At 52.8% G+C, this 19,773-nt stretch carries 23 protein-coding genes and 1 tRNA gene; 12 read left to right on the plus strand and 12 right to left on the minus strand.

Features of this window, described 5'->3' with window-relative positions; all coding sequences use genetic code 11:
* Nucleotides 1–69 precede the first annotated feature (69 nt).
* Nucleotides 70–1,872 carry a molybdopterin-binding protein gene (locus tag K8V32_RS07850; protein ID WP_303905456.1) on the minus strand — a complete coding sequence of 601 codons (1,803 nt, stop codon included), beginning with the start codon at nucleotides 1,870–1,872 and terminating at the stop codon, nucleotides 70–72.
* Nucleotides 1,869–2,366, minus strand: coding sequence for a cyclic pyranopterin monophosphate synthase MoaC (moaC, locus tag K8V32_RS07855; protein ID WP_303905459.1), 498 nt, complete (start codon nucleotides 2,364–2,366; stop codon nucleotides 1,869–1,871). Before moaC ends, K8V32_RS07850 begins: the two co-directional genes overlap by 4 nt.
* Before the next feature lie 115 nt (nucleotides 2,367–2,481).
* Here moaC and moaA point away from each other — a divergent pair, with 115 nt between their 5' ends.
* Nucleotides 2,482–3,504: a GTP 3',8-cyclase MoaA gene (gene moaA / locus K8V32_RS07860; RefSeq protein ID WP_303905462.1), complete on the plus strand. Its 1,023-nt coding sequence runs from the start codon at nucleotides 2,482–2,484 to the stop codon at nucleotides 3,502–3,504.
* Nucleotides 3,505–3,579: 75 nt separating this feature from the next.
* Here moaA and K8V32_RS07865 read toward each other — a convergent pair whose 3' ends face one another.
* The 5 genes from K8V32_RS07865 to K8V32_RS07885 all read right to left on the minus strand — a co-directional run bounded on the left by K8V32_RS07865 (nucleotide 3,580) and on the right by K8V32_RS07885 (nucleotide 7,564).
* Nucleotides 3,580–4,107, minus strand: a complete 528-nt coding sequence (locus K8V32_RS07865; RefSeq protein WP_303905465.1) for a histidine phosphatase family protein — start codon at nucleotides 4,105–4,107, stop codon at nucleotides 3,580–3,582.
* 254 nt (nucleotides 4,108–4,361) lie between these two features.
* Entirely contained in the window at nucleotides 4,362–4,748 is a 387-nt protein-coding gene (gene rplL / locus K8V32_RS07870; RefSeq protein WP_303905467.1) for a 50S ribosomal protein L7/L12, read from the minus strand.
* 63 nt (nucleotides 4,749–4,811) lie between these two features.
* Entirely contained in the window at nucleotides 4,812–5,333 is a 522-nt protein-coding gene (gene rplJ, locus K8V32_RS07875; protein WP_303905470.1) for a 50S ribosomal protein L10, read from the minus strand.
* Between the two features lie 296 nt (nucleotides 5,334–5,629).
* Nucleotides 5,630–6,301, minus strand: coding sequence for a response regulator transcription factor (locus tag K8V32_RS07880; RefSeq protein ID WP_303905473.1), 672 nt, complete (start codon nucleotides 6,299–6,301; stop codon nucleotides 5,630–5,632).
* 30 nt (nucleotides 6,302–6,331) lie between these two features.
* Nucleotides 6,332–7,564 carry a sensor histidine kinase gene (locus K8V32_RS07885; RefSeq protein WP_303905476.1) on the minus strand — a complete coding sequence of 411 codons (1,233 nt, stop codon included), beginning with the start codon at nucleotides 7,562–7,564 and terminating at the stop codon, nucleotides 6,332–6,334.
* 166 nt (nucleotides 7,565–7,730) lie between these two features.
* Between K8V32_RS07885 and K8V32_RS07890 the strand changes: the two genes are divergently transcribed.
* Complete coding sequence (locus tag K8V32_RS07890; protein ID WP_303905479.1) at nucleotides 7,731–8,576, plus strand: YybS family protein; 846 nt, start codon at nucleotides 7,731–7,733, stop codon at nucleotides 8,574–8,576.
* 130 nt (nucleotides 8,577–8,706) lie between these two features.
* Here the strand turns inward: K8V32_RS07890 and rplA are convergent, their stop codons facing one another.
* The 5 genes from rplA to K8V32_RS07915 all read right to left on the minus strand — a co-directional run bounded on the left by rplA (nucleotide 8,707) and on the right by K8V32_RS07915 (nucleotide 11,444).
* The gene (gene rplA, locus K8V32_RS07895; protein WP_303905482.1) at nucleotides 8,707–9,414 is read right to left on the minus strand and encodes a 50S ribosomal protein L1; all 708 of its coding nucleotides are present in this window, start codon (nucleotides 9,412–9,414) and stop codon (nucleotides 8,707–8,709) included.
* Between the two features lie 80 nt (nucleotides 9,415–9,494).
* Nucleotides 9,495–9,926 carry a 50S ribosomal protein L11 gene (gene rplK, locus K8V32_RS07900; protein ID WP_303905485.1) on the minus strand — a complete coding sequence of 144 codons (432 nt, stop codon included), beginning with the start codon at nucleotides 9,924–9,926 and terminating at the stop codon, nucleotides 9,495–9,497.
* Between the two features lie 136 nt (nucleotides 9,927–10,062).
* Nucleotides 10,063–10,983, minus strand: coding sequence for a transcription termination/antitermination protein NusG (gene nusG, locus K8V32_RS07905; protein ID WP_303905490.1), 921 nt, complete (start codon nucleotides 10,981–10,983; stop codon nucleotides 10,063–10,065).
* 86 nt (nucleotides 10,984–11,069) lie between these two features.
* Nucleotides 11,070–11,255 carry a preprotein translocase subunit SecE gene (gene secE, locus K8V32_RS07910; protein ID WP_303905640.1) on the minus strand — a complete coding sequence of 62 codons (186 nt, stop codon included), beginning with the start codon at nucleotides 11,253–11,255 and terminating at the stop codon, nucleotides 11,070–11,072.
* A gap of 116 nt (nucleotides 11,256–11,371) precedes the next feature.
* Nucleotides 11,372–11,444 (minus strand) — tRNA-Trp (locus K8V32_RS07915).
* A 222-nt stretch (nucleotides 11,445–11,666) separates the two neighbouring features.
* Between K8V32_RS07915 and K8V32_RS07920 the strand changes: the two genes are divergently transcribed.
* The 10 genes from K8V32_RS07920 to K8V32_RS07965 all read left to right on the plus strand — a co-directional run bounded on the left by K8V32_RS07920 (nucleotide 11,667) and on the right by K8V32_RS07965 (nucleotide 19,739).
* Nucleotides 11,667–12,872, plus strand: coding sequence for a pyridoxal phosphate-dependent aminotransferase (locus tag K8V32_RS07920; protein ID WP_303905493.1), 1,206 nt, complete (start codon nucleotides 11,667–11,669; stop codon nucleotides 12,870–12,872).
* 65 nt (nucleotides 12,873–12,937) lie between these two features.
* On the plus strand, nucleotides 12,938–13,345 hold the full coding sequence (locus K8V32_RS07925) for a TOBE domain-containing protein (RefSeq protein WP_303905496.1): 408 nt from the start codon (nucleotides 12,938–12,940) through the stop codon (nucleotides 13,343–13,345).
* On the plus strand, nucleotides 13,342–14,136 hold the full coding sequence (gene modA, locus K8V32_RS07930; protein ID WP_303905499.1) for a molybdate ABC transporter substrate-binding protein: 795 nt from the start codon (nucleotides 13,342–13,344) through the stop codon (nucleotides 14,134–14,136). The genes K8V32_RS07925 and modA overlap by 4 nt, the downstream gene beginning before the upstream one ends.
* 18 nt (nucleotides 14,137–14,154) lie before the next feature.
* Nucleotides 14,155–14,982, plus strand: a complete 828-nt coding sequence (locus K8V32_RS07935) for an ABC transporter permease (protein WP_303905503.1) — start codon at nucleotides 14,155–14,157, stop codon at nucleotides 14,980–14,982.
* A gap of 18 nt (nucleotides 14,983–15,000) precedes the next feature.
* Nucleotides 15,001–15,666 carry an ABC transporter ATP-binding protein gene (locus tag K8V32_RS07940; protein ID WP_303905507.1) on the plus strand — a complete coding sequence of 222 codons (666 nt, stop codon included), beginning with the start codon at nucleotides 15,001–15,003 and terminating at the stop codon, nucleotides 15,664–15,666.
* 126 nt (nucleotides 15,667–15,792) lie between these two features.
* Nucleotides 15,793–16,227 (plus strand): aspartate 1-decarboxylase, encoded by a 435-nt coding sequence (panD, locus tag K8V32_RS07945; protein WP_303905511.1) that lies wholly within the window; start codon nucleotides 15,793–15,795, stop codon nucleotides 16,225–16,227.
* A 329-nt stretch (nucleotides 16,228–16,556) separates the two neighbouring features.
* Complete coding sequence (locus tag K8V32_RS07950; RefSeq protein WP_303905514.1) at nucleotides 16,557–17,444, plus strand: transporter substrate-binding domain-containing protein; 888 nt, start codon at nucleotides 16,557–16,559, stop codon at nucleotides 17,442–17,444.
* A 54-nt stretch (nucleotides 17,445–17,498) separates the two neighbouring features.
* On the plus strand, nucleotides 17,499–18,251 hold the full coding sequence (locus K8V32_RS07955) for an amino acid ABC transporter permease (RefSeq protein ID WP_303905517.1): 753 nt from the start codon (nucleotides 17,499–17,501) through the stop codon (nucleotides 18,249–18,251).
* Nucleotides 18,248–18,955, plus strand: coding sequence for an ectoine/hydroxyectoine ABC transporter permease subunit EhuD (gene ehuD / locus K8V32_RS07960; RefSeq protein WP_303905519.1), 708 nt, complete (start codon nucleotides 18,248–18,250; stop codon nucleotides 18,953–18,955). The genes K8V32_RS07955 and ehuD overlap by 4 nt, the downstream gene beginning before the upstream one ends.
* Complete coding sequence (locus K8V32_RS07965; RefSeq protein WP_303905522.1) at nucleotides 18,939–19,739, plus strand: amino acid ABC transporter ATP-binding protein; 801 nt, start codon at nucleotides 18,939–18,941, stop codon at nucleotides 19,737–19,739. The genes ehuD and K8V32_RS07965 overlap by 17 nt, the downstream gene beginning before the upstream one ends.
* Nucleotides 19,740–19,773: the final 34 nt, after the last annotated feature.

A 19,773-nucleotide genomic window follows, 5' to 3' on the forward strand; every position in this document is an offset into this window, starting at 1 on the left:
AACACCGACAACATGAAGTTGAAGCATGACAGGATAACGCCTCATCAGTGGGGTTCCGAAGTGAGTTTTTCATCGCTGATGGTCTTGACCTCGGATCTGTTCGACGATGTGGTCAACGATGTCATCTAATACCGTCATCCCATCTCGGACTCCACCCAATGAGCCAGGTAAAGTCGCAACAAATGTGTGGCCTACTATCCCGGCGACCCCACGGGAAAGTGCAGCGTGAGGCGTATGCTGCAGACCTTCAAGCAGGATTGCCGTCATCACATGTGGCAGTTGAACATCCAAGATCTCGCTAATGACATCTACGGTTTGGTCTGTTGGAGAAATTCCCGTGCCGCCGCTGGTAATGAGCAGATCGGGCAACGATTCTTGGTCCTTAGCCATCAGCTGTGTCATGGTGTGGGCCAGGTCTTGGTCAGCGACTACCACTGCATTTGGTGTGACATAGCCTTTAGAACGTAGCCATTGGACCAGCTGAGGACCTGCTTCATCCTCATACGTTCCGGCCGCCGCTCGAGTGGAAGCGGTGATCACTTGAGCAGTTTTGCCTTGGCCGTCACCCGTAGAACTGCGATCAACTACGGGGGGAGATTTCATATGTGGCAAAGGTTTCACGGCGAGGTCGAAGGTTACATCGGCAAACAGATGTGCAGTAACGGTTTGGCCAGGTTTAAATCTAGACAGGGGCGGGATTTCTAATAGTGCATTTGAACCGACTGCTTGAGCCAATAGATGAGAGCTGGCTTCACCCTGTATTTGTGCCACAAGATCTGCACCTTGAAGTCCTACGGTGCCACGGCGATATTGGGTCTTGCCACGAATACCAGTCACCGTGCTGTTGATCTTGGTCTGCACAGCAATAGGTGACCAACAGGATCGAAAGGCTTTCCACAGCGCAGGAACAACCAGCATGCGCAGTGAAACCAGAGTCGAAATAGGATTACCTGGCAGGGCAATGATTGGGGTTCGATTATAGACCCCATACCCCTGTGGGCCACCGGGTTGTTGCTGAATTTTGCCGACCCAAGATATTTCCAAACGATCAAGCAGCTGACGCACGACCTCATATTTTCCTTCGGAGATACCACCGGAGGTGATGATGATGTCCGGCCCATGATCACGAATCAGCCGATCGATTTCTGATTGGAAATCGCGGAGTTCATCTGTTGTAGATCCGGTAGCAACGATTTCCATGCCATGTGTTGTCCCAAAGCCTTGCATAAGCGGGGTATTGGCATCAAAGATTTGTGCTTGTCTGGGGGTTCTACCAGCAACTACTTCGTCACCACCAGCGACAACGGCAACCTTTGGACGAGCTTTAACGGTGAGCTCTGCGATTCCTTGTGATGCCGCAGCGGCAACAAGCGCGGCATCCACGAGTGTGTTTTCTCGGGCTAGTAACGTTCCAGCAGGCATATCACTACCGGTTTTCCGGATAAAAGCACCAACCTCGACCGAAGGTAGATAGACGTACTCACCAGTGTCTACGAAGTGCGGTGGATCAGCCTGTTCGACCGGTATGATCGCAACAACATCTTCAGGTATTTTTGCGCCCGTCATGATCGGCACAGCGGTGTCATGGCCATACCCATTGACGCCGTAGTGATAGATATCTGTTGGATCGGTCCCAGCTGGGACATCCGGTCCAACCCGGAAGCGGCCGCCTGCTACGTTGGCATAACCGATCCCATAGCCGTCCATCTGCGAATTATCGAATTGTGGAGATGGCTGTTTGGTCAATAAATCAGCGGCAAGCCGCCGTCCTATCGCCTCGCGAAGCGGTAACGATATTGCCGGTAATTCCCCAACAGTGTCGAGCAATAAGCGTGCCAGGGTATCAGCGTAGGTTTCCGTTGACATCGTCATGAGTCATCTCCCGGCTCAGAAATAGTCCAGTCTCCGGATTTTCCACCGGATTTTTCTAAGACTTTAATATCGGTGATAACCGCCCGGGCATCCACAGCCTTAATCATGTCATACACTGTCAACGCTGCCGTCGACACCGCCGACAACGCTTCCATCTCCACGCCGGTCACACCTTTAGTTTTCACCAACGTGATAACCCGTAGGGTGCCTGCTTCAGCGTCCGGTTCAAAATCAACAGTAATTTTCCCCAGTGGGATGGGATGGCACAATGGGATAGTCTCCCAAGTCTTCTTGGCAGCCATAATGCCTGCAACCCGAGCCACCGGTAGCGCGTCTCCTTTAGGCAAGTCGGCATCCATGATTAAGTCGATGACATCACTTCTTGTGTGCACCACAGCTTGTGCCCGGGATAGTCGAGCCGTTGTCTCTTTTCCGGTAACGTCGACCATGTGGGCTGATCCATCAGAACGTACGTGACTGAGCTGGTGGTCCATGACTACCTTTCATCGCCTATTGACAGGGTCTAGACTAACTATAAGATGAAACAACCATCCTCGCCCTACCAACCTCAACAACGCTTTAGCTGTTGTGACGGTAAAGGAGCACTTCTTGACTGGTTTGATAGACCAATTTGGTCGTACTGCTACTGATCTTCGCATGTCGCTTATCGACAAATGCAATCTACGGTGTCGGTATTGTATGCCTGCTGAGGGTCTAGACTGGCTCAAAAAGAATGACATGCTGACGGCGGATGAAGTGATTCGATTGGCTGATATCGCCATTGGTCGGCTTGGTGTTGAGCGAATACGTTTTACCGGTGGCGAGCCAATGGTCAGAGCGGATCTGGTTGATATCATTACTGCTGTACACAGTGCACACCCACAGGTTGAGCTGGCGATGACCACTAACGGTATCAACCTCGAAAAGAAAATCGACGATCTCGTTTCTGCCGGGCTGTCTCGCATCAATGTGTCCTTAGACACCGTGTGTCCTGATACTTTTGCAAAAATTACCCGACGCGATCGGCTCACGAAAGTACTTGAAGGGTTACACTCCGCGAAGGCCGCTGGGTTGGATCCCATCAAAATTAACGCGGTGTTGTTGCGGGGGATTAATGATGAGCAGGCTGCTGAGCTGCTCACGTGGACGATCAAGCACGGATACCAATTACGCTTTATTGAACAGATGCCATTGGATGCCGATCATAACTGGACCCGAGACAATATGGTGACCGCAGCCGAAATTCGACAACAGATCTCGCAGGTCTATACGTTGACGCCACACAGGTCACCTCGCGGTTCGGCACCTGCGGAACTCTTTGACGTCATCTCACAAGCGTCAGGCGAAGTCCTGGGCACCGTAGGTATTATTGCTTCGGTGACGGAACCCTTCTGCGCGGATTGTACGCGAACCCGAATTACTGCAGATGGCAAAGTCCGTTCATGCCTGTTTTCGCATACAGAAACGGATCTCTTAGGACTTCTTCGTGATGGTTCTTCCAACGAAGTCATCGCCGATGCATGGCGGGAAGCAATGTGGCATAAACCTAAAGCACACGGCCAAACGAAAACCGGCTTAGGTATGCCAGGCTTCGTGCAACCCGAACGAACCATGAGTGCAATAGGCGGCTAACAGTCACTGTTGCGGTGCATGGCTTTAGGTCTTGGAATCACCGTCAGGTGTCGTTGGCATGGCGCACAAAAAGTGTTAAAGATGGAGAAAGCGTTCCGCGGGAAATTCTAGAACATCCCCATTGAGGATCGGTGGATGCTCGTACCCCAGTACTGCGGATAATGCCAGTTGAAATAACGTGCCGTGGCCAACCAGGATGACGTTGTGTGCACGGTGTTGTTGCGCAATGTAACGAAAAGCGTCAAGTGCCCGGGTCTTCACTGCCTGATCAGATTCTTCAGCGCACATGAGTTCATTGCGCGTCTCTTCGTCAAAGTCCCCTAAATGGATGCCTTCGGCAGGACCAAAATCGCGTTCAATGAGTGCATCTACCTTGTGCACCTGAGCAATACCAACAATCTCGGCTATCCGTTGAGCTGTTTGGACCGATCGCATCAGTGGCGAGGAATATATAGCGTGCCAGTGGCCCATGCGCTGTAGGCATTGGGCAGCTTTAGTTGATTCAAAATATCCTTCAGCATTCAACGGGTTATCTGCTCGTCCTTGCACCAGTCGTTTTCGGCTCCACTCTGTGCGTCCATGTCGAACAAAGGCCCACTTCATTGTCAATCCCCGTTTGCTATACAGCTGTCTTTCGGATGTACGTGGCCGATAATACCGGCCTACAGTGAGCCAGATTTTATCCAGTGAATAATAGGTGTCCTTTTGGTAACTCCAAATAATCGTGGAAGTAACGCGCAAGTTAGGTCGACATAGGTGAGTAGGTTTTACCTTTAAATACCTCACCCCGCTGCATGTGCAGCGGGGTGAGGTTGAGACTAGATCAGCAGAAAGCTGATCATCCGTGACTCTGAAGCTTACTTCACAGTTACGGTAGCGCCTGCGCCTTCCAGAGCTTCCTTGGCAGCGTCTGCAGCAGCTTTGTCGACGCCTTCGAGGACGGCCTTTGGAGCAGCGTCAACGAGGTCTTTAGCGTCTTTCAGACCCAGCGAGGTCAGAGCGCGTACTTCTTTAATGACACCAATCTTGGCATCGCCAGCAGATTCGAGAACGACGTCGAATTCGGTCTGTTCTTCAGCAGCACCGGCGTCATCGCCGCCACCTGCTGGAGCAGCAGCCATTGCGACTGGGGCAGCAGCGGTTACGTCGAATTCTTCTTCAAAAGCCTTGATGAATTCGGACAGTTCAAGCAGGGACAGCTCTTTGAAAGCATCCAACAGTTCTTCGGTGGACAGTTTTGCCATGATATTGGCTCCTTTTGAATATAAGTCTTGGGAGGTTTGCAGCGGCACCGGAGGTGCCTAAGATTAGGCGGCTTGTTCTTGCTTTTCGCGCAGCGCTTCTGCGAGGCGAACAGCTTTCGATAGTGGGGCCTGGAATGTAGCGGCAGCCTTGGACAGGGAGCCCTTCATTGCACCAGCCATCATCGACAACAGAACCTCGCGAGATTCGAGATTTGCAAGCTGTCTAACATCGGATTCTTCAAGAGGCTGGCCATCCATGTAGCCGCCCTTGATGACCAGTTTGTCGTGGTCTTTGGCGAAATCACGAATGACTTTTGCAACATCTACGGTTTCACCCGAGACGAATGCAATTGCGGTAGGGCCGCTGAGTTTGCCTTCAAGGGCAGTCACTCCGGCCTGTTCTGCCGCAATGGCAGTCAGCGTGTTCTTCGCCACGGCGTAAGTAGCGTTCTCACCCAGAGCACGGCGCAGTGCCGTAATCTCCTGCACGGTGAGACCACGGTATTCTGTGACAACTGCTGCAGATGAGTTGCGGAAAAGCTCCGTCAGCTCTTCCACGGCTGCAGTTTTTTCAGCATTCGCCATGGCACTCCTTCCTTTGTGGATATGCCGGCCGCTCAAACATAAAAACGCCCCGTGCAGGTGCACAGGGCGCAAAGATTCTAAACTGCCTTAAGACGCAGTTGGTCTATGCTGTCATGTTCACCTGCGCGGGCCGCTCAACGAAAGAGCTTTTATAGCTTCACCTATTTAACACAGGTAAATACGACCGGCGGTCTTCGGTATGGATTATCCTACACAGGTGCACTTCGAATTGGCAAATCGATCGTCCTGCTCCCGCTCATGTTGTGAAGCGATGACAAAACTGTCTGGAGCGAGGGTTATTGCACCTCGTCCATGTCCAAACGAGCCTGCCCAACGAAGAACGCTAACTGGGCGCCATTGTCAGCCCCGGTCTTCTGCATCGCCCTGGTAACAGTAGATTTCACTGTATCTGGTGCGATATTCAGTTCAGCGGCTATCTGTTTATAAACTTTGCCGTGTCCAATCAAGTGGGCCACTTGGAGTTCTCGGTCGGATAGGGAACGAATGCGTTCGCGTGCTCGGACGATTTCTGGTGCCGTCGTCGGCTGGAGAAAACTTCGGATCAGTCGGACAGTGGTTTGTGGAGAGACAATGGGATCCCCCTCGACTGCCGAATGAATTGCAGGGATCAACAGTGTTTCTGCGTCATTTTTCAAGATGAACCCGACTGCACCAGCTTCGAGCGCCCCACGAGTGTAAGACTCAAGGTCGAAACTCGTAGCTGCGATGATCTTGGGCGGATTGAAAGAGTTCTGGATCCGCCGGATGGCCTCCACGCCGTCAAACTCGCCGGGGAGATATAGATCCATCAGGACTATGTCAGGTCGTAGAGCGCGAACTTGTTGGATTGCATCAATGGCATTGGTGGCTGTCCCAGCGACATTTAGCGTGGGGTCGGCTTTGATAATCGCTTCCAGATTCCGAAGCGTCATCGTTTCATCATCTACGATCAACACCTGAATTGCCACACACAAGAGCTTAGCACCGTAGGTGGGTGGTTACTGGGCTGTTGGCTCCTGAAACCACGGAAGCCGCACGGTGAGACGAAAATGTTCTGGGAGAAATTCTGCGTGAGCATTTCCACCAAGGAGCGCAGCACGTTCAGTAATACCGAGTACCCCTGTACCACTACCCCCGTCGAATTGGGCTTGTGTATCACGACGGTTCATAAATTCCATCAGCAACCCCTCCCCTGGTTGCCCTTCGAAACGCAGCTGGACTGTCTGATCTGGACTGTGCCGCATCACATTTGTCAGAGCTTCTTGGGTAATGCGCACCACTGCACGCTGCAGTTCATCAGGTGCAGTGTCATAGCCATTGAGCACAATAAGCGGATATAGGACAAGCCCTTGGTCAGAGGCATCATCGAACAGTCTTTTGAGGTCGTGGAATCCATCGGGCGCTACAGATGGAACGGCAGTTTCTTCCTCGCCGTGTTCACGCAACGTACTAACAAGGTTGCGCAAGTCTCTTAACGCTTGATCTGAATATTGTTTCGTTGCTTTCAGCGCTGTCGACAGATCAGCATCAGGATATTGCGCCAGCTGGTTTTGCATCTGACCGGTCTGTAACGATAATGCCGTGAGCCGTTGGGCCAGTGTGTCATGGACTTCCCGTGCCAAGTGCTCACGTTCTGTTTGTCGTGTCATCTGGGTAGAGATAGTGTCTCGATCGTGTTCCACGGCTTCGACCGTCGCATCAGCCTGTTCAATACGACGGCGTTGTCGCGTCAATATGGAAGTTGCCAGCACAATCGCCACTGCAAGAAAGCCAACGGTTAATACAGCAACAATATAGGCCTGAGCCGCGGCACCGTCGGGCATCCTAAGCAATGCAAGGATGTGCCATCCAATGTTGATGACGATCCCGAACAAGCTTGCTCCGGCTACGATCCACTGCCACCGGTGTTCTGCGCGCACCATCCACACGGTGAGTCCAATAGCCATGACATATGGATCGCCTTGAATGATCACGGCATAGAAACCGCCCGCGATCATCAAAACCAAAGGGATTTTCCGGTACCAGGGGATGAAGAGCAACAACAGGATGGCGATTAGGAAACGAATTGCACCCAGATCAGAAAGCTCCATCTGAGCGACGTCGGCAAAGTTTTCCGGGGCGGTAAGTATCGCCAGCATGCTCACCAAAAACCCGGTGAACATCATCGCGGAGATTGCCACCGTTTGGGCCAGTATCGACCACCAGCGGTTCTTTTTCGTCGTTGCCGTCATGATAAGCCAGTTTAGCCGCCGTGTTCGGGCAAGCATTCACACTTTCGGTCAATAGCGCATACCCGATCGGGTATCAGGTTGTACCCGCTAAGCGGTACGTAGATCTTGGCATTATTCATACCGTGAGATATGTCCAGATTTCCTCACACCAATTCGAAAGGTCGCTATGACAACCGATACCGATATACGTCCGGTCCAACCACCCCAGCAGCCGCCTAAGTCGCGCAATACGGTGGGAATTATTGCTCTGGTAGCTGCAATAGTTGGCGCAATATTTGCGGTGATTCCAGGGGCAATGATTCTAGGCTGGGTCTTCCTGCCCATTGCCTTTGTCTTGTCTATCGTCTCGTTGTTTATGAAGAACCAAAAACGTGGTCATGGCATCGCCGCGTTGATTGTTTCAATCGTTGGCACCATTATCGGCATGATCGTCTTTATCGGCGTGGTCGGTTCTGCGTTCGATGAGGCATTCAATGAAGAAATACACATTCAGTCCCCGACCAATGGGGACGAGGTGCAAGAGCTTGAAGACCTCGTGACAGATGACGAAGCTACTGATCCGGCACAAACCAATCAAGCTGAGGAGGGGTCACGTGACAATCCGTTACCCATAGGATCGACGGTTAGTGATTCCGAGTGGGATGTGACGATCAATAGTGTTGATCTCAACGCTACGGATGCCATTATGGCTGAGAATCCGTTAAATGATGCTCCAGCTGATGGCAACACCTACATCATGGTGGAAGTCAGTGCGACCTATACCGGAACGAATCCCGAAGGCGACACTCCCTGGGTCAGCGTGGAATACGTCTCAGCAGGCGGTAACTCGTTTGCTAGCCATGATGCTCTGCTGGTGGCTCCTGATAGCTTCGATTCGTTGGAGACACTTTACGAAGGGGCCTCTGTTACCGGCAACATTGCCCTTGAGGTGCCAGAGGAGGAAATCGCAGATGGCACGTTGAAGGTCTCACCGGGTCTATTTGGTGAGTCTGTGTTCTTTGCAACCCAGTAGTGGCCAAGAAATCTACACGGCGCGGTTCCAGGACCTGATGGTTCTGGAACCCCTACTTTAATGACAAAGCAGGCCAGAGAAAACCCTGGCCTGCTTCGCTACGTACTACCCAATCGGGTTGGGTAACGCTTTAGTCTTCTTCTGCGAGTACGCGGGTGACGTTTGGATCGATCTGAACTCCAGGACCGAAGGTGGTGGCTACAGTTGATTTGGTGATGTAGCGGCCCTTGGCGGCGGATGGTTTCAGACGGATGATTTCGTCTAGAGCGGTTGCGAAGTTTTCGGTGAGCTGTTCAGCAGTGAAGCTGGTGTTACCGATAATGAAGTGCAGGTTGGCGTGCCGGTCGACGCGGAAGTCGATTTTGCCGCCCTTGATGTCTTTGACTGCCTGCGCCACGTTCGGGGTCACCGTACCGGTACGTGGGTTTGGCATGAGGTTACGTGGCCCCAGGATTTTACCAAGGCGACCAACGAGGCCCATCATGTCTGGGGATGCAACGGCTGCATCGAAATCAGTCCAGCCGCCCTGGATGCGTTCTACCAGGTCATCGGAACCAACATAGTCGGCGCCGGCTTCTTCAGCGGCGGTGGCATTCTCACCGGTTGCGAACACGACCACACGAGCGGTTTTACCGGTACCGTGAGGTAGGTTTGCGGTACCACGGACCATCTGGTCAGCTTTACGTGGGTCTACCGACAGGCGCATTGCGACTTCTACGGTGGTATCGCGTTGGGACGGGTTGGTTTCTTTTGCTAACGCGATTGCTTCAGCTGGTGCGTACAGGCGATCTTCAATTTTCGCCGCGGCTGCTCTATATGCTTTGCTGCGCTTTGCCATCTGCTTGTTCTCCTTATGCAGTTGTGGTGTCAACGGACCGCGCTCGGCCCTACCACGAATTTTCGAGAAAGGTTTGGGGGTTAACCTTCGACGGTGATACCCATGGAGCGGGCAGTTCCGGCGATGATTTTGGTTGCCGCTTCAATGTCGTTGGCATTGAGGTCACGCATTTTGGTTTCAGCGATTTCTGCGGCCTGCGCCGTGGTGATCTTGCCAACTTTGGCAGTGTGAGGAGTACCTGAACCTTTTGCTACACCAGCAGCTTTTTTGATCAGCTGGGATGCAGGAGGGGTTTTGGTAATGAAAGTGAACGAACGGTCTTCGTACACGGTAATTTCTACCGGAACGATGTTGCCGCGCATGGATTCTGTCTCAGCGTTGTAGGCCTTGACGAACTCCATCATGTTAACACCGTGTTGGCCAAGTGCTGGGCCAACTGGTGGAGCAGGTGATGCTGCACCTGCTTCGATCTGGAGTTTAATCAGACCGGTGACCTTTTTCTTCGGGGCCATTTTTTGGGTCCTTTTCTACTTCGGATAACGTTGTCCACAGGAGCGTGGACAACGGGGCGATCACCGTGGCGCGGTGATCTGGACACCACAAGCCCGAACAAAGCGTTTCGGGCTTGAAGTGAAGTCTGGTATCTAGTTATTCAACCTTGGAAACTTCGTGGAAGCCAAGGGTTACAGGGGTTTCACGTTCGAAGATTGTCACGAGCACGACCAGCTGACGAGATTCAAGCTTGACCTCAGAAATGGTTGCTGGCAGAGATTCGAATGGACCTTCCTTGACAGTGACCGAATCACCAACTTCGAAGTCCACGGAAACCTGTGGTGCCACTTCTTCGGCTGCTTCGCCGGTAAGTGGTGCGCCAGCTTTTTCAGCTTCTTTGGCTGCCTCTTGCAGCAACGATGGTGCCAGCATGTCAAAGACTTCCTGCTGTGACAGCGGGACTGGATCATATGCGTTGCCGACAAATCCAGTGACACCTGGAGTGTGCCGCACGGCTGCCCAAGCATCTTCGGTCATTTCCATGCGGACTAGCACGTAACCTGGCACCCGTACGCGATTAATAACCTTGCGCACGGTGTTCTTGATCTCGACGACTTCCTCCATCGGAACTTCAATTTCGTAAATGTCGTCTTCAACTTCGAGGGTCTGGATACGTGTTTCTAGGTTGGCCTTTACACGGCGCTCATAACCTGAATATGTGTGGACGACGTACCATTCACCCGGTGCACGACGCAGGCGAGACCGCAGCTCCTCGGCGACTTGCTCTGAATCTTTGACCGCGGGTTCTTCTGGCGTATCGACGTCAGCGGTGGCTTCTTCAATGAGTTCTTCTTCGGCGATGTCTTCAGCAACGTCCGCTGGGGCGCGAACCGCTATCTCATCGGGGTCGCCGTCTTCATCAAAAGCTGGTTCTTCTACGGTGTTTTCTACATCGCCCGCTGCTTCAGCTGGTTCCTGTAGCTCGTCTGCGACGTCGTCATTGACATCTTCTACCAGCTCGTTGGTCTCTTCAACGTCGCTGGAGTCGATGTTTGGGTCGAGTTCGTTCTCCGACACTAGGTCTCCTGCTTTCTCAACGGTCAATCACGGGTGTTTACTGACATCTTCACAACGGGAAGCGCCCCGCGATATATGTGAAGTTTTTAGAGGCCGTCAGAACTACCGAATACCCAGGATGCACCCATACCGAACAGCCAGTCGAGCAGGCTCACCAGTCCAATCACAATGACAACGAAGACCAAGACCACGCCAGTCATTTTGACGAGTTCTTGGCGGGTCGGGGTGACCACCTTACGCATCTCGTCGACCACTTGGCGCAGGAACATCATGATCCGAGCAAAAAACCCACGCTTTTCAGCGGATCGAGATGACGATGTCTTGCTCACTAATCCTCGCTCACAATGATTGTGCTGATAGGTTCTTCGATTCCTTCGAACCTCATGCGCAGGGCAGACAGGACTCGAACCTGCAACCTACGGTTTTGGAGACCGTTGCGCTACCAATTGCGCCACTGCCCTAGGGTTGATCGCACACAAAAACTGGTGAGCGACCTACACCAGAGTCCAATCATAGCCAATGCAGACCAAGACGACAAATCGGCGACGTCGTTATGGTTTACGACCGGTTTCGGTTATCAACAATTCCCTTGTTCAAGCCGATAGTGCAGTACGATTACCCCATCGATTACTTCTTCTCCTCGCGCTTGACGTGAGCAACTCGTCGAAAGGCCTAGACCACCTATGGTTGAACCAGCACGCCGTGTTTCTGTCCGACTTCAAGCGATACCTGAATCTGCAACGCTTGCGATCACTGCCAAGGCCAAACAGCTCAAAGCAGCTGGCGAGCCGGTCATTGGTTTCGGCGCCGGAGAGCCCGATTTCCCAACCCCGGATTACATTGTTGAAGCCGCCAAGGAAGCTGTCGTTGATCCAGCAAACCACCGCTACACCCCTGCTGCTGGCCTCCCCGATTTGCGCCAGGCCATTGCTGATAAAACACTGCGTGATTCCGGCATTGAAGTCGATGCTTCCCAAGTGATAGTCACCAACGGCGGTAAACAGGCTGTGTACAACGCGTTTGCTGCAATCGTTGATCCAACCGACGAAATTCTCTTACCTGCACCGTATTGGACTACCTACCCTGAAGCGATTAAGTTGGCCGGCGGTACCCCGGTTGATGTCTTTGCTGGCGCCGAAGCCGACTACAAGGTCACCGTTGACCAGCTTGAAGCAGCTCGCACCAAGAACACTAAAGCGTTGGTATTCGTATCGCCTTCAAACCCAACCGGCTCGGTATACACCCCAGAAGAAACCGAGGCTATCGGCCAGTGGGCACTAGATAACGGGATCTGGGTTATCACTGATGAAATTTACGAGCACCTAGTTTATGACGAAGCGGTATTCACCCCCATCTTGAAAGCAGTACCTGGGCTGGTGAACCAGACGATTATCCTCAACGGTGTGGCAAAGACCTATGCTATGACCGGCTGGCGTGTTGGCTGGATGATTGGGCCGGCCGATATCATCAAAGCGGCCTCAACTTTGCAGTCACACGTGACGTCTAATGTTAATAACATTGCCCAAAAGGCTGCCCTTGCTGCGGTGTCCGGCCCATTGGATGCCGTCAAAGAGATGTTGAAAGCGTTTGATGAACGCCGCAAGACTATGGTCAGTATGCTCAATGAGATCGAGGGCTTCAATTGTCCGACACCCAAGGGCGCTTTCTACGCATATGTTGACGTAACGCAGGCCCTCGGCAAAGAAATTGCCGGCCAATACGTTGAAACCTCTGCAGAACTTGGCGAGGTTATTTTAGAGAAAGCCCAGGTCGCTGTTGTCCCCGGTGAAGCGTTCGGCAAGACCGGATACCTCCGCCTTTCCTATGCTCTAGGCCTAGATGATCTCATCGAAGGCGTTTCCCGCATTCAAAAACTGATCAACGGATAGCTTCTTCCGCATCTGCGGGTCAGACGGCTTACTTCTTTCGCAAATACGCCATAGACTAAGAATCTATGGCGTATTTGCGAATATCAGAAGCTGCTGGATATTTGGGCGTCTCAGATGACTCCGTCCGCCGCTGGATCACGAATGGAAAGCTCGCTGCAACGACCGATGAGACCGGTCGGCAAGTGGTCTCTGGGGCTGATGTTGCAGCTCTGGCCCAAGCGGCAGCACAGGGTCGATCACCTGTTCCAGGTGAACTGACCTCCTCGGCACGAAATAAGCTCAATGGACTCGTGACCAAGATTGTCTCCGACAAGGTCATGTCCCAAATCGAGCTGCAGTGTGGTCCATTTCGACTTGTCTCCCTAATCTCCACTGAAGCAGTCCAAGAACTCGGACTCGAAGTTGGCTCCCCGGCGATCGCAACTGTCAAAGCAACCAATGTCATCATCGAGACAACGGGACTATCATCATGAAACGGACGATCCTCACGATTACAGCTGCCATCGCCTTGGCCATGACCGGCTGCAGTTCTGGTTCTTCTCACACGGATCGTCCAGACTCTGAATCAGCACCAGCAGCCGAAGCAGAAATTACCCTAAATGTCTTAGCTGCAGCTTCCCTGCAAAAGGCTTTCGAGGAGATTTCCGAACAATTCGCGGCAGAACATCCAAACATCTCCATTGATTTCAACTTCGCAGGATCTTCCACACTGGTCCAAAACCTCGAAGCGGGTTCACCTGCCGATGTAGTTGCTACAGCTGATGAAGCAAATATGGACAAAGCCCAGGAGGCAAACCTCATCGACGTCGACTCCCGTGGCCTATTTGCGTCCAATAAGTTAGTGGGCATCGTTCCGGAAGATAACCCGGAAAACATTTCCACGCTGGAAGATGCCAACGCCGACGGTGCGAACCTGGTTATCTGTGCGCCACAGGTGCCTTGTGGAGCACTGTCCCAGACGTTGGCTGAAGCAGCTGGGATCACGTTGAACCCCGTGTCTGAAGAACAACAAGTTTCGGATGTTTTGGGCAAGGTCCGTTCGGGCCAGGCTGATGCCGGTTTGGTTTATACAACGGATGCTGCGCTTGCGGCAGATGAGGTCGAAGTCTTCGATATTGAGGGGGCTGATGCAGAATTGAATCATTACCCGATCGCCCGCACGTCAAACTCTGAACATCCTGAAGCTGCCGAAGCGTTCATTGAGTTCGTGTACTCTGATCTTGGCCAAGCCACCCTGGCGGCCAATGGCTTCTCCGCGCCGTAAAGCCACGAGTCGTCACACATGACTACCACGAAGCCAACAGCCAGCGTTCGAACTCGCCAGACCCTGTCTGCCGGCATACCTACTGCAACTATTGCCGTAGCACTGCTTGCCGGGGCGTTCTTTATTATCCCCTTTATCGCACTACTTGCCGGGATCACCTGGTCGGACCTACCAGAATTGCTCACCAGTCAATCGGCACTAGATGCCCTATGGCTATCTCTGCGTACAGCGACCATTGCCACCATCATCTGCGTGTTGTTAGGTGTGCCACTGGCACTGGTATTAGCTCGTACGAACTTCCCTGGTCGCACCCTAGTACGATCAGTAGTACTTGTCCCTCTGGTAATCCCCCCGGTTGTGGCCGGTATCGTACTCACCGAAGCCTTTGGACGCCGTGGACTCATCGGTGAGCACCTGGAAGCCCTCGGCATAGACATTGCCTTCACCACTGCCGCCGTCGTGCTGGCCCAAATATTTGTCGCACTACCATTTATGGTGACAAGCCTGGAAGCCCACCTGGCCTCATCCGGGGAACACTATGAACGTGTAGCACAATCACTTGGCTCGTCTAAATGGCGAACATTTTGGACCATCACCATCCCATTGCTCCGCCCGGGCCTGATATCCGGGGCGGTGCTGACCTTTGCGCGAGCATTAGGAGAATTCGGCGCCACCATCACCTTTGCTGGTTCTCTACAAGGCACCACCCGAACTATGCCGTTGGAGATTTATCTGGCCCGTGAAACAGATCCTGAGTCCGCCGTTGCACTGTCGCTAGTACTCATTTGTGTTGCGGTTATGGTCATCGCGGTCGCATACTTCAGACCAACAGCCCAAAATAAGTAGGTTGACTCCAGCATGCGCATGAACCATACAAAACACTCGGGTCTGACCGTTGAACTCACCGTGACACAACGCAACGTAGAGCTGGCCTTCGAGGTTTCTCACGGTGATATTATGACGCTGGTTGGTCCCAATGGTGCTGGAAAAACCACGACGCTTATGGCAATTGCCGGTTGGTTAATGCCGGACGTCGGTACAGCACGCCTTGATGGTACGGTGCTATTTGATTGCTCGATTCCAGCACAACGACCCAAGGTGTGGATTCCTGCAGCGCGCCGGGGCATCGGATATCTTTCGCAGGATCCTCACCTATTCCCCCATTTATCGGCCCTGGACAACATCATGTACGGCATGCATCGGGCTAGTATCACCGGTCGAAAAGCTCGCAAAGACAAAGCCGAAGAATGGTTGCAACGCGTTGGCCTGTCCGGGTACGGCAAACGCAAACCACATCAACTATCGGGCGGACAGGCTCAGCGTGTAGCCATTGCCCGGGTACTTGCATCAAAGCCGCGACTCGTCCTCCTCGATGAACCACTGGCAGCACTCGATGCGCACACCGCACCTGCCATCCGCCAACTGTTGGCTGACGTGCTGCAAGGGGTCACCACCGTCCTGGTGACGCATCATCAAGCAGATATTGATGCCCTGGCCGACGACGTCTATCGCATCACCCCACCGACCTAACCGCCTGTGCCGTGTTTCCTCGTGGGAATAAAAGTGACCGATTCGACATTAATACAACCGAGTACACTGAGACTTTGGCTACCGCGCCAGCAACCTTTTTTCAATACACGCTGAGAGGCAGAACCTATGCTGCGTACCATGTTCCACGCCAAGATCCATCGGGCTACCGTTACGGAAGCCAACCTGCACTATGTAGGCTCCGTAACTGTGGACCAGGATCTACTTGATGCTGCGGACATCCTGCCAGGCGAGATGGTGTCGATCGTGGATATCACCAACGGCGCTCGGCTTGAGACTTATACCATCGCCGGTGAACGTGGTTCCGGCGTGATCGGCATTAATGGTGCCGCCGCGCATCTCATCAAACCGGGCGATCTGGTCATTTTGATTGCTTATGCCCAGATGCAAGACGCCGACGCACGCACCTATGAGCCCAATGTTGTGCACGTCGATGAGCACAACCGAATCATCGATCTGGGCTCTGATCCTGCCGAGGCAGTGACCCCCAACACCCAGCGGCCACCACATGCGCGCTCGTTGCAGGATGCCCGAATAAACTAAGGGCTCGATACGCAAATGCGATCCTCGTGGCTGTGCAGCTTTGTAGTGTCGTCGAACTGATCTCAACACTGTCGAGCACTTCCAGGGCGCCGAGATACCCTTTTACCCAGGTCAGACCCCCAAGATCGCTAATACATTAAGTTTCAAAAAGTTCGGATATTTAGCTCTTGAGCTGTTGAGCCTATCGAACCTGGCCCGTAAGGTAGTCCACATCCTAAACGACCACTGATTGTTGTCACTACACGAATGACCTGCACCTTGTGTCTGGCCGCCTCGTGCATCAGCCGGCGGCCTGAGACCCGGTGCAACCTGAAGGGGGTTATGTTTTTATGGTTCGCAACATCTCAAAAACAACACAAGCTGCGGCACTTTCAGCCGCAGCACTTCTGGCACTAACCGCGTGCAGCGGTGACAGCGGTGAGGACACCGCTTCGGGCGATGTCATCACCGTCGGTATTGCCGGCGAAGTCCCCTACTCATATCTCGACGAAAATGGCGACCCCGCCGGAGCCACTGTAGCGTTAGCCGAACGAATCTTTGGCGAGATGGGATACGAGGTTCAGGCGGAGCTAGTTGATTGGGACAATTTGATCCCTGGTCTCAACGCTGAACGCTTTGACGCCATTTCAGCAGGTATGTCCATCACCCCGGAGCGCTGTGAAGAGGCCGCCTTTGCTGAGCCCGAAATCATGTATACCACCGCATTGGTCGTCGAGGCCGGCAACCCTTATGGCGTGGAGAACCTCGATGATGTTTTAGAAGCCCAAGAAAGTGGTGAGGATATTACCCTGACGACCCTCACCGCGGGTATTGAAGCCGGCTACGCCACCGATCTGGGATTAGATTATGAGGGAGTGGGCAGCGCCGATGAAGGCCTGGAAATGGTTCAAGGTGGGCGCGCTGATGTATTTGCCATGACTGCGATTTCACTGAATCAAATGGTAGAAGATGCTGATGACGTCGAAGTCACTGACCCCTTCGTTCAAGAAATTGATGGTGTGTTGCAATATGGCGCGGGGTCTACGGTGTTCCGCCAAGACGACACAGAGAGACTATCTGAATATAACGAGCATCTTGCCGAGCTGAAATCTAGCGGTGAATTAGGCGAAATTCTTGGAGAGTACGGTTTCACAGACGCAGAAGTTCCGCCTGAAGATTTGACTGCCGAAGCCCTCTGTGCAGGTGATCTGGAAGCGCTGCAAAATATCGAGGAATAAGTCCTCATCCCCACACACCTGTTTAAGGAAAGTCGAAGGGACTGAGGAGTTGTCATGGATTACTTAGATGCCCTCATCATGCACGGCCCTCGATTATGGGATGGCCTGCTACTTACTGTCCAGCTCACAGTTATCAGCGGCCTGCTGGCATTTATTGTGGCAATTATCTTAGGGCTCATGGCCGGTAGCGCCAAGGTACTAGTGCGTATTCCCGCGCGGATTATCATTGAGTTCTTCCGGGGTACATCCCTGCTAGTACAATTGATGTGGTTATTCTATGTTTTGCCGCTGTTTGGCCCGAGTCTCGAAGCCATGCTCGTGGCTGTTTTTGGGCTGACTCTTAATTACGGTGCTTATGGGGCAGAAGCCGTCCGAGCCTCATTGACGTCGGTACCTCAGGGACAATGGGAAGCAACTGTTGCTTTATCCATGTCGTGGCCGCACAAGATGCGTCGGATCATTTTTCCTCAAGCTTGGGCTCTGATGTTGCCATCGCTGACAAACCTATGGGTGCATCTGCTCAAAGGCAGTTCCATTGTCTATATCATCGGCATGAGCGAATTTACCTTTGAGCTATTGCAACTACGTCGGACCACGGACTGGTTTTTCGCACTAGCCGTTGTCGGACTGGTAGTCTACTTCCTCATCGCCCTGGTTTTGACTCAACTGATGCGTCTATTAGAAGCCCGTGCCAAATATAAGCTCGGCAGAGGTCCAAGCCTTCGAGAGATTCTGTCGCCGATTCCCACGGCGAAAAAGTCACCCGATGATCAGCCCGCACCGGTACTCCCCGGAGGTGCCCGATGATACGACATGGTGAACTATTATCCACTGTGGAAGCACCAGATATTGATGACACCACGAGTTTCTGGCGGTGGGATTTTGCTTGGGAAGTCCTTCCCGAAATGTTGCGATCCTTTTTTCAAGTCACACTACTGGTCACTGTGGTGGGAACGCTGATCGCAGCTGTCTTGGGTCTGATCATTGCTATCCTCATCCGCGTATTGCCCAAACCGCTTTCCTGGCTCGTCACCTGGATTGCGAACTTTATCCGGATGACACCCATCGTTGTCCAGCTACTTGTGGTCTTCTATGGCTTTGTGTGGATGGAGCCTATGACCATCGCACTAGTGGTCTATGGGGTGCATTATTCAACGTACATGTCGGAGGTATATCGGGCTGGCATTGATTCGGTGCCCACCGGTCAATGGGAAGCGACCACCGCGCTATCATTACCGGTTGGACGAACATGGCGACGGGTCATCATCCCCCAAGCATTGCGATCTACCGTCCCATCACTGGGAAATTATGCCATCTCGATGTTTAAAGACACCCCGTTCCTCATTGCGATCTCGGTCATGGAAATGGTGACCACCGCCTTGGAAATTGGTGGATTCACTTATCGGTATATCGAAACCATCACTATTGCAGGGGTTATCTTCCTGGTCGCCAGCTACGGCACCGCAGTCCTCGTTAACCGTTTGGAGAAACGTCTTGCCTACGCACACTGATTCTCACCCAACCACTCCGGTCATCGAATTTCGAGATGTTCAAAAACAGTTCGATGACAAGACCGTCTTGAACGATCTCAGTTTCACGATAGACCGTGGAGAACGTGTCACGCTGATTGGCCCGTCAGGGTCTGGCAAGACGACTATCTTGCGATTGGTGATGACGCTGGCGGAGCTGACCGGTGGTTATATCTTTATCGATGGTGAACCGCTAGTTTACGAGCAACGCAACGGAAAGCGCGTTCCAGTATCAAAACGTCAACAAAAACAGCTGACCACTCGAATCGGCATGGTGTTTCAGCAATTCAATCTGTTTCCCAACATGACGGTGCTCGAAAATATCATCGAAGCACCGATTCATGTCTTAGGAATAGCCAAACGCGATGCTGTTGAACGTGCACACCAGCTCCTGGAGCAAGTCGGTCTGCCGGACAAAGCCGACTCTCACCCGACGGCGCTATCTGGCGGACAGCAACAACGTGTCGCAATCGCTCGCGCATTGGCCATGGATCCAGAAATCCTCTTGCTAGATGAGGTGACCTCGGCTCTGGACCCGGAAGTTGTCGTCGATGTGCTGCAAGTTTTGCGAGATGTGGCCGCTACAACAGATGTCACCATGCTGATCGTGACGCACGAGATGAGTTTTGCTCGCGACGTTTCGCATCGTGTGATGATGCTCGATGGCGGCAAGATCATCGAGAGCTCCGATCCCGAGACGATCTTCACCAACCCATCACATGAACGGACTCAACAGTTTCTCTCAGCAGTGTTGCGGGATGCTTAGCATCTGCATCCCACAACACCTTGCCAGTCGACTA

Source organism: Enteractinococcus helveticum, from assembly GCF_020742345.1.
Taxonomy (GTDB): Bacteria; Actinomycetota; Actinomycetes; order Actinomycetales; family Micrococcaceae; genus Yaniella; species Yaniella helvetica_A.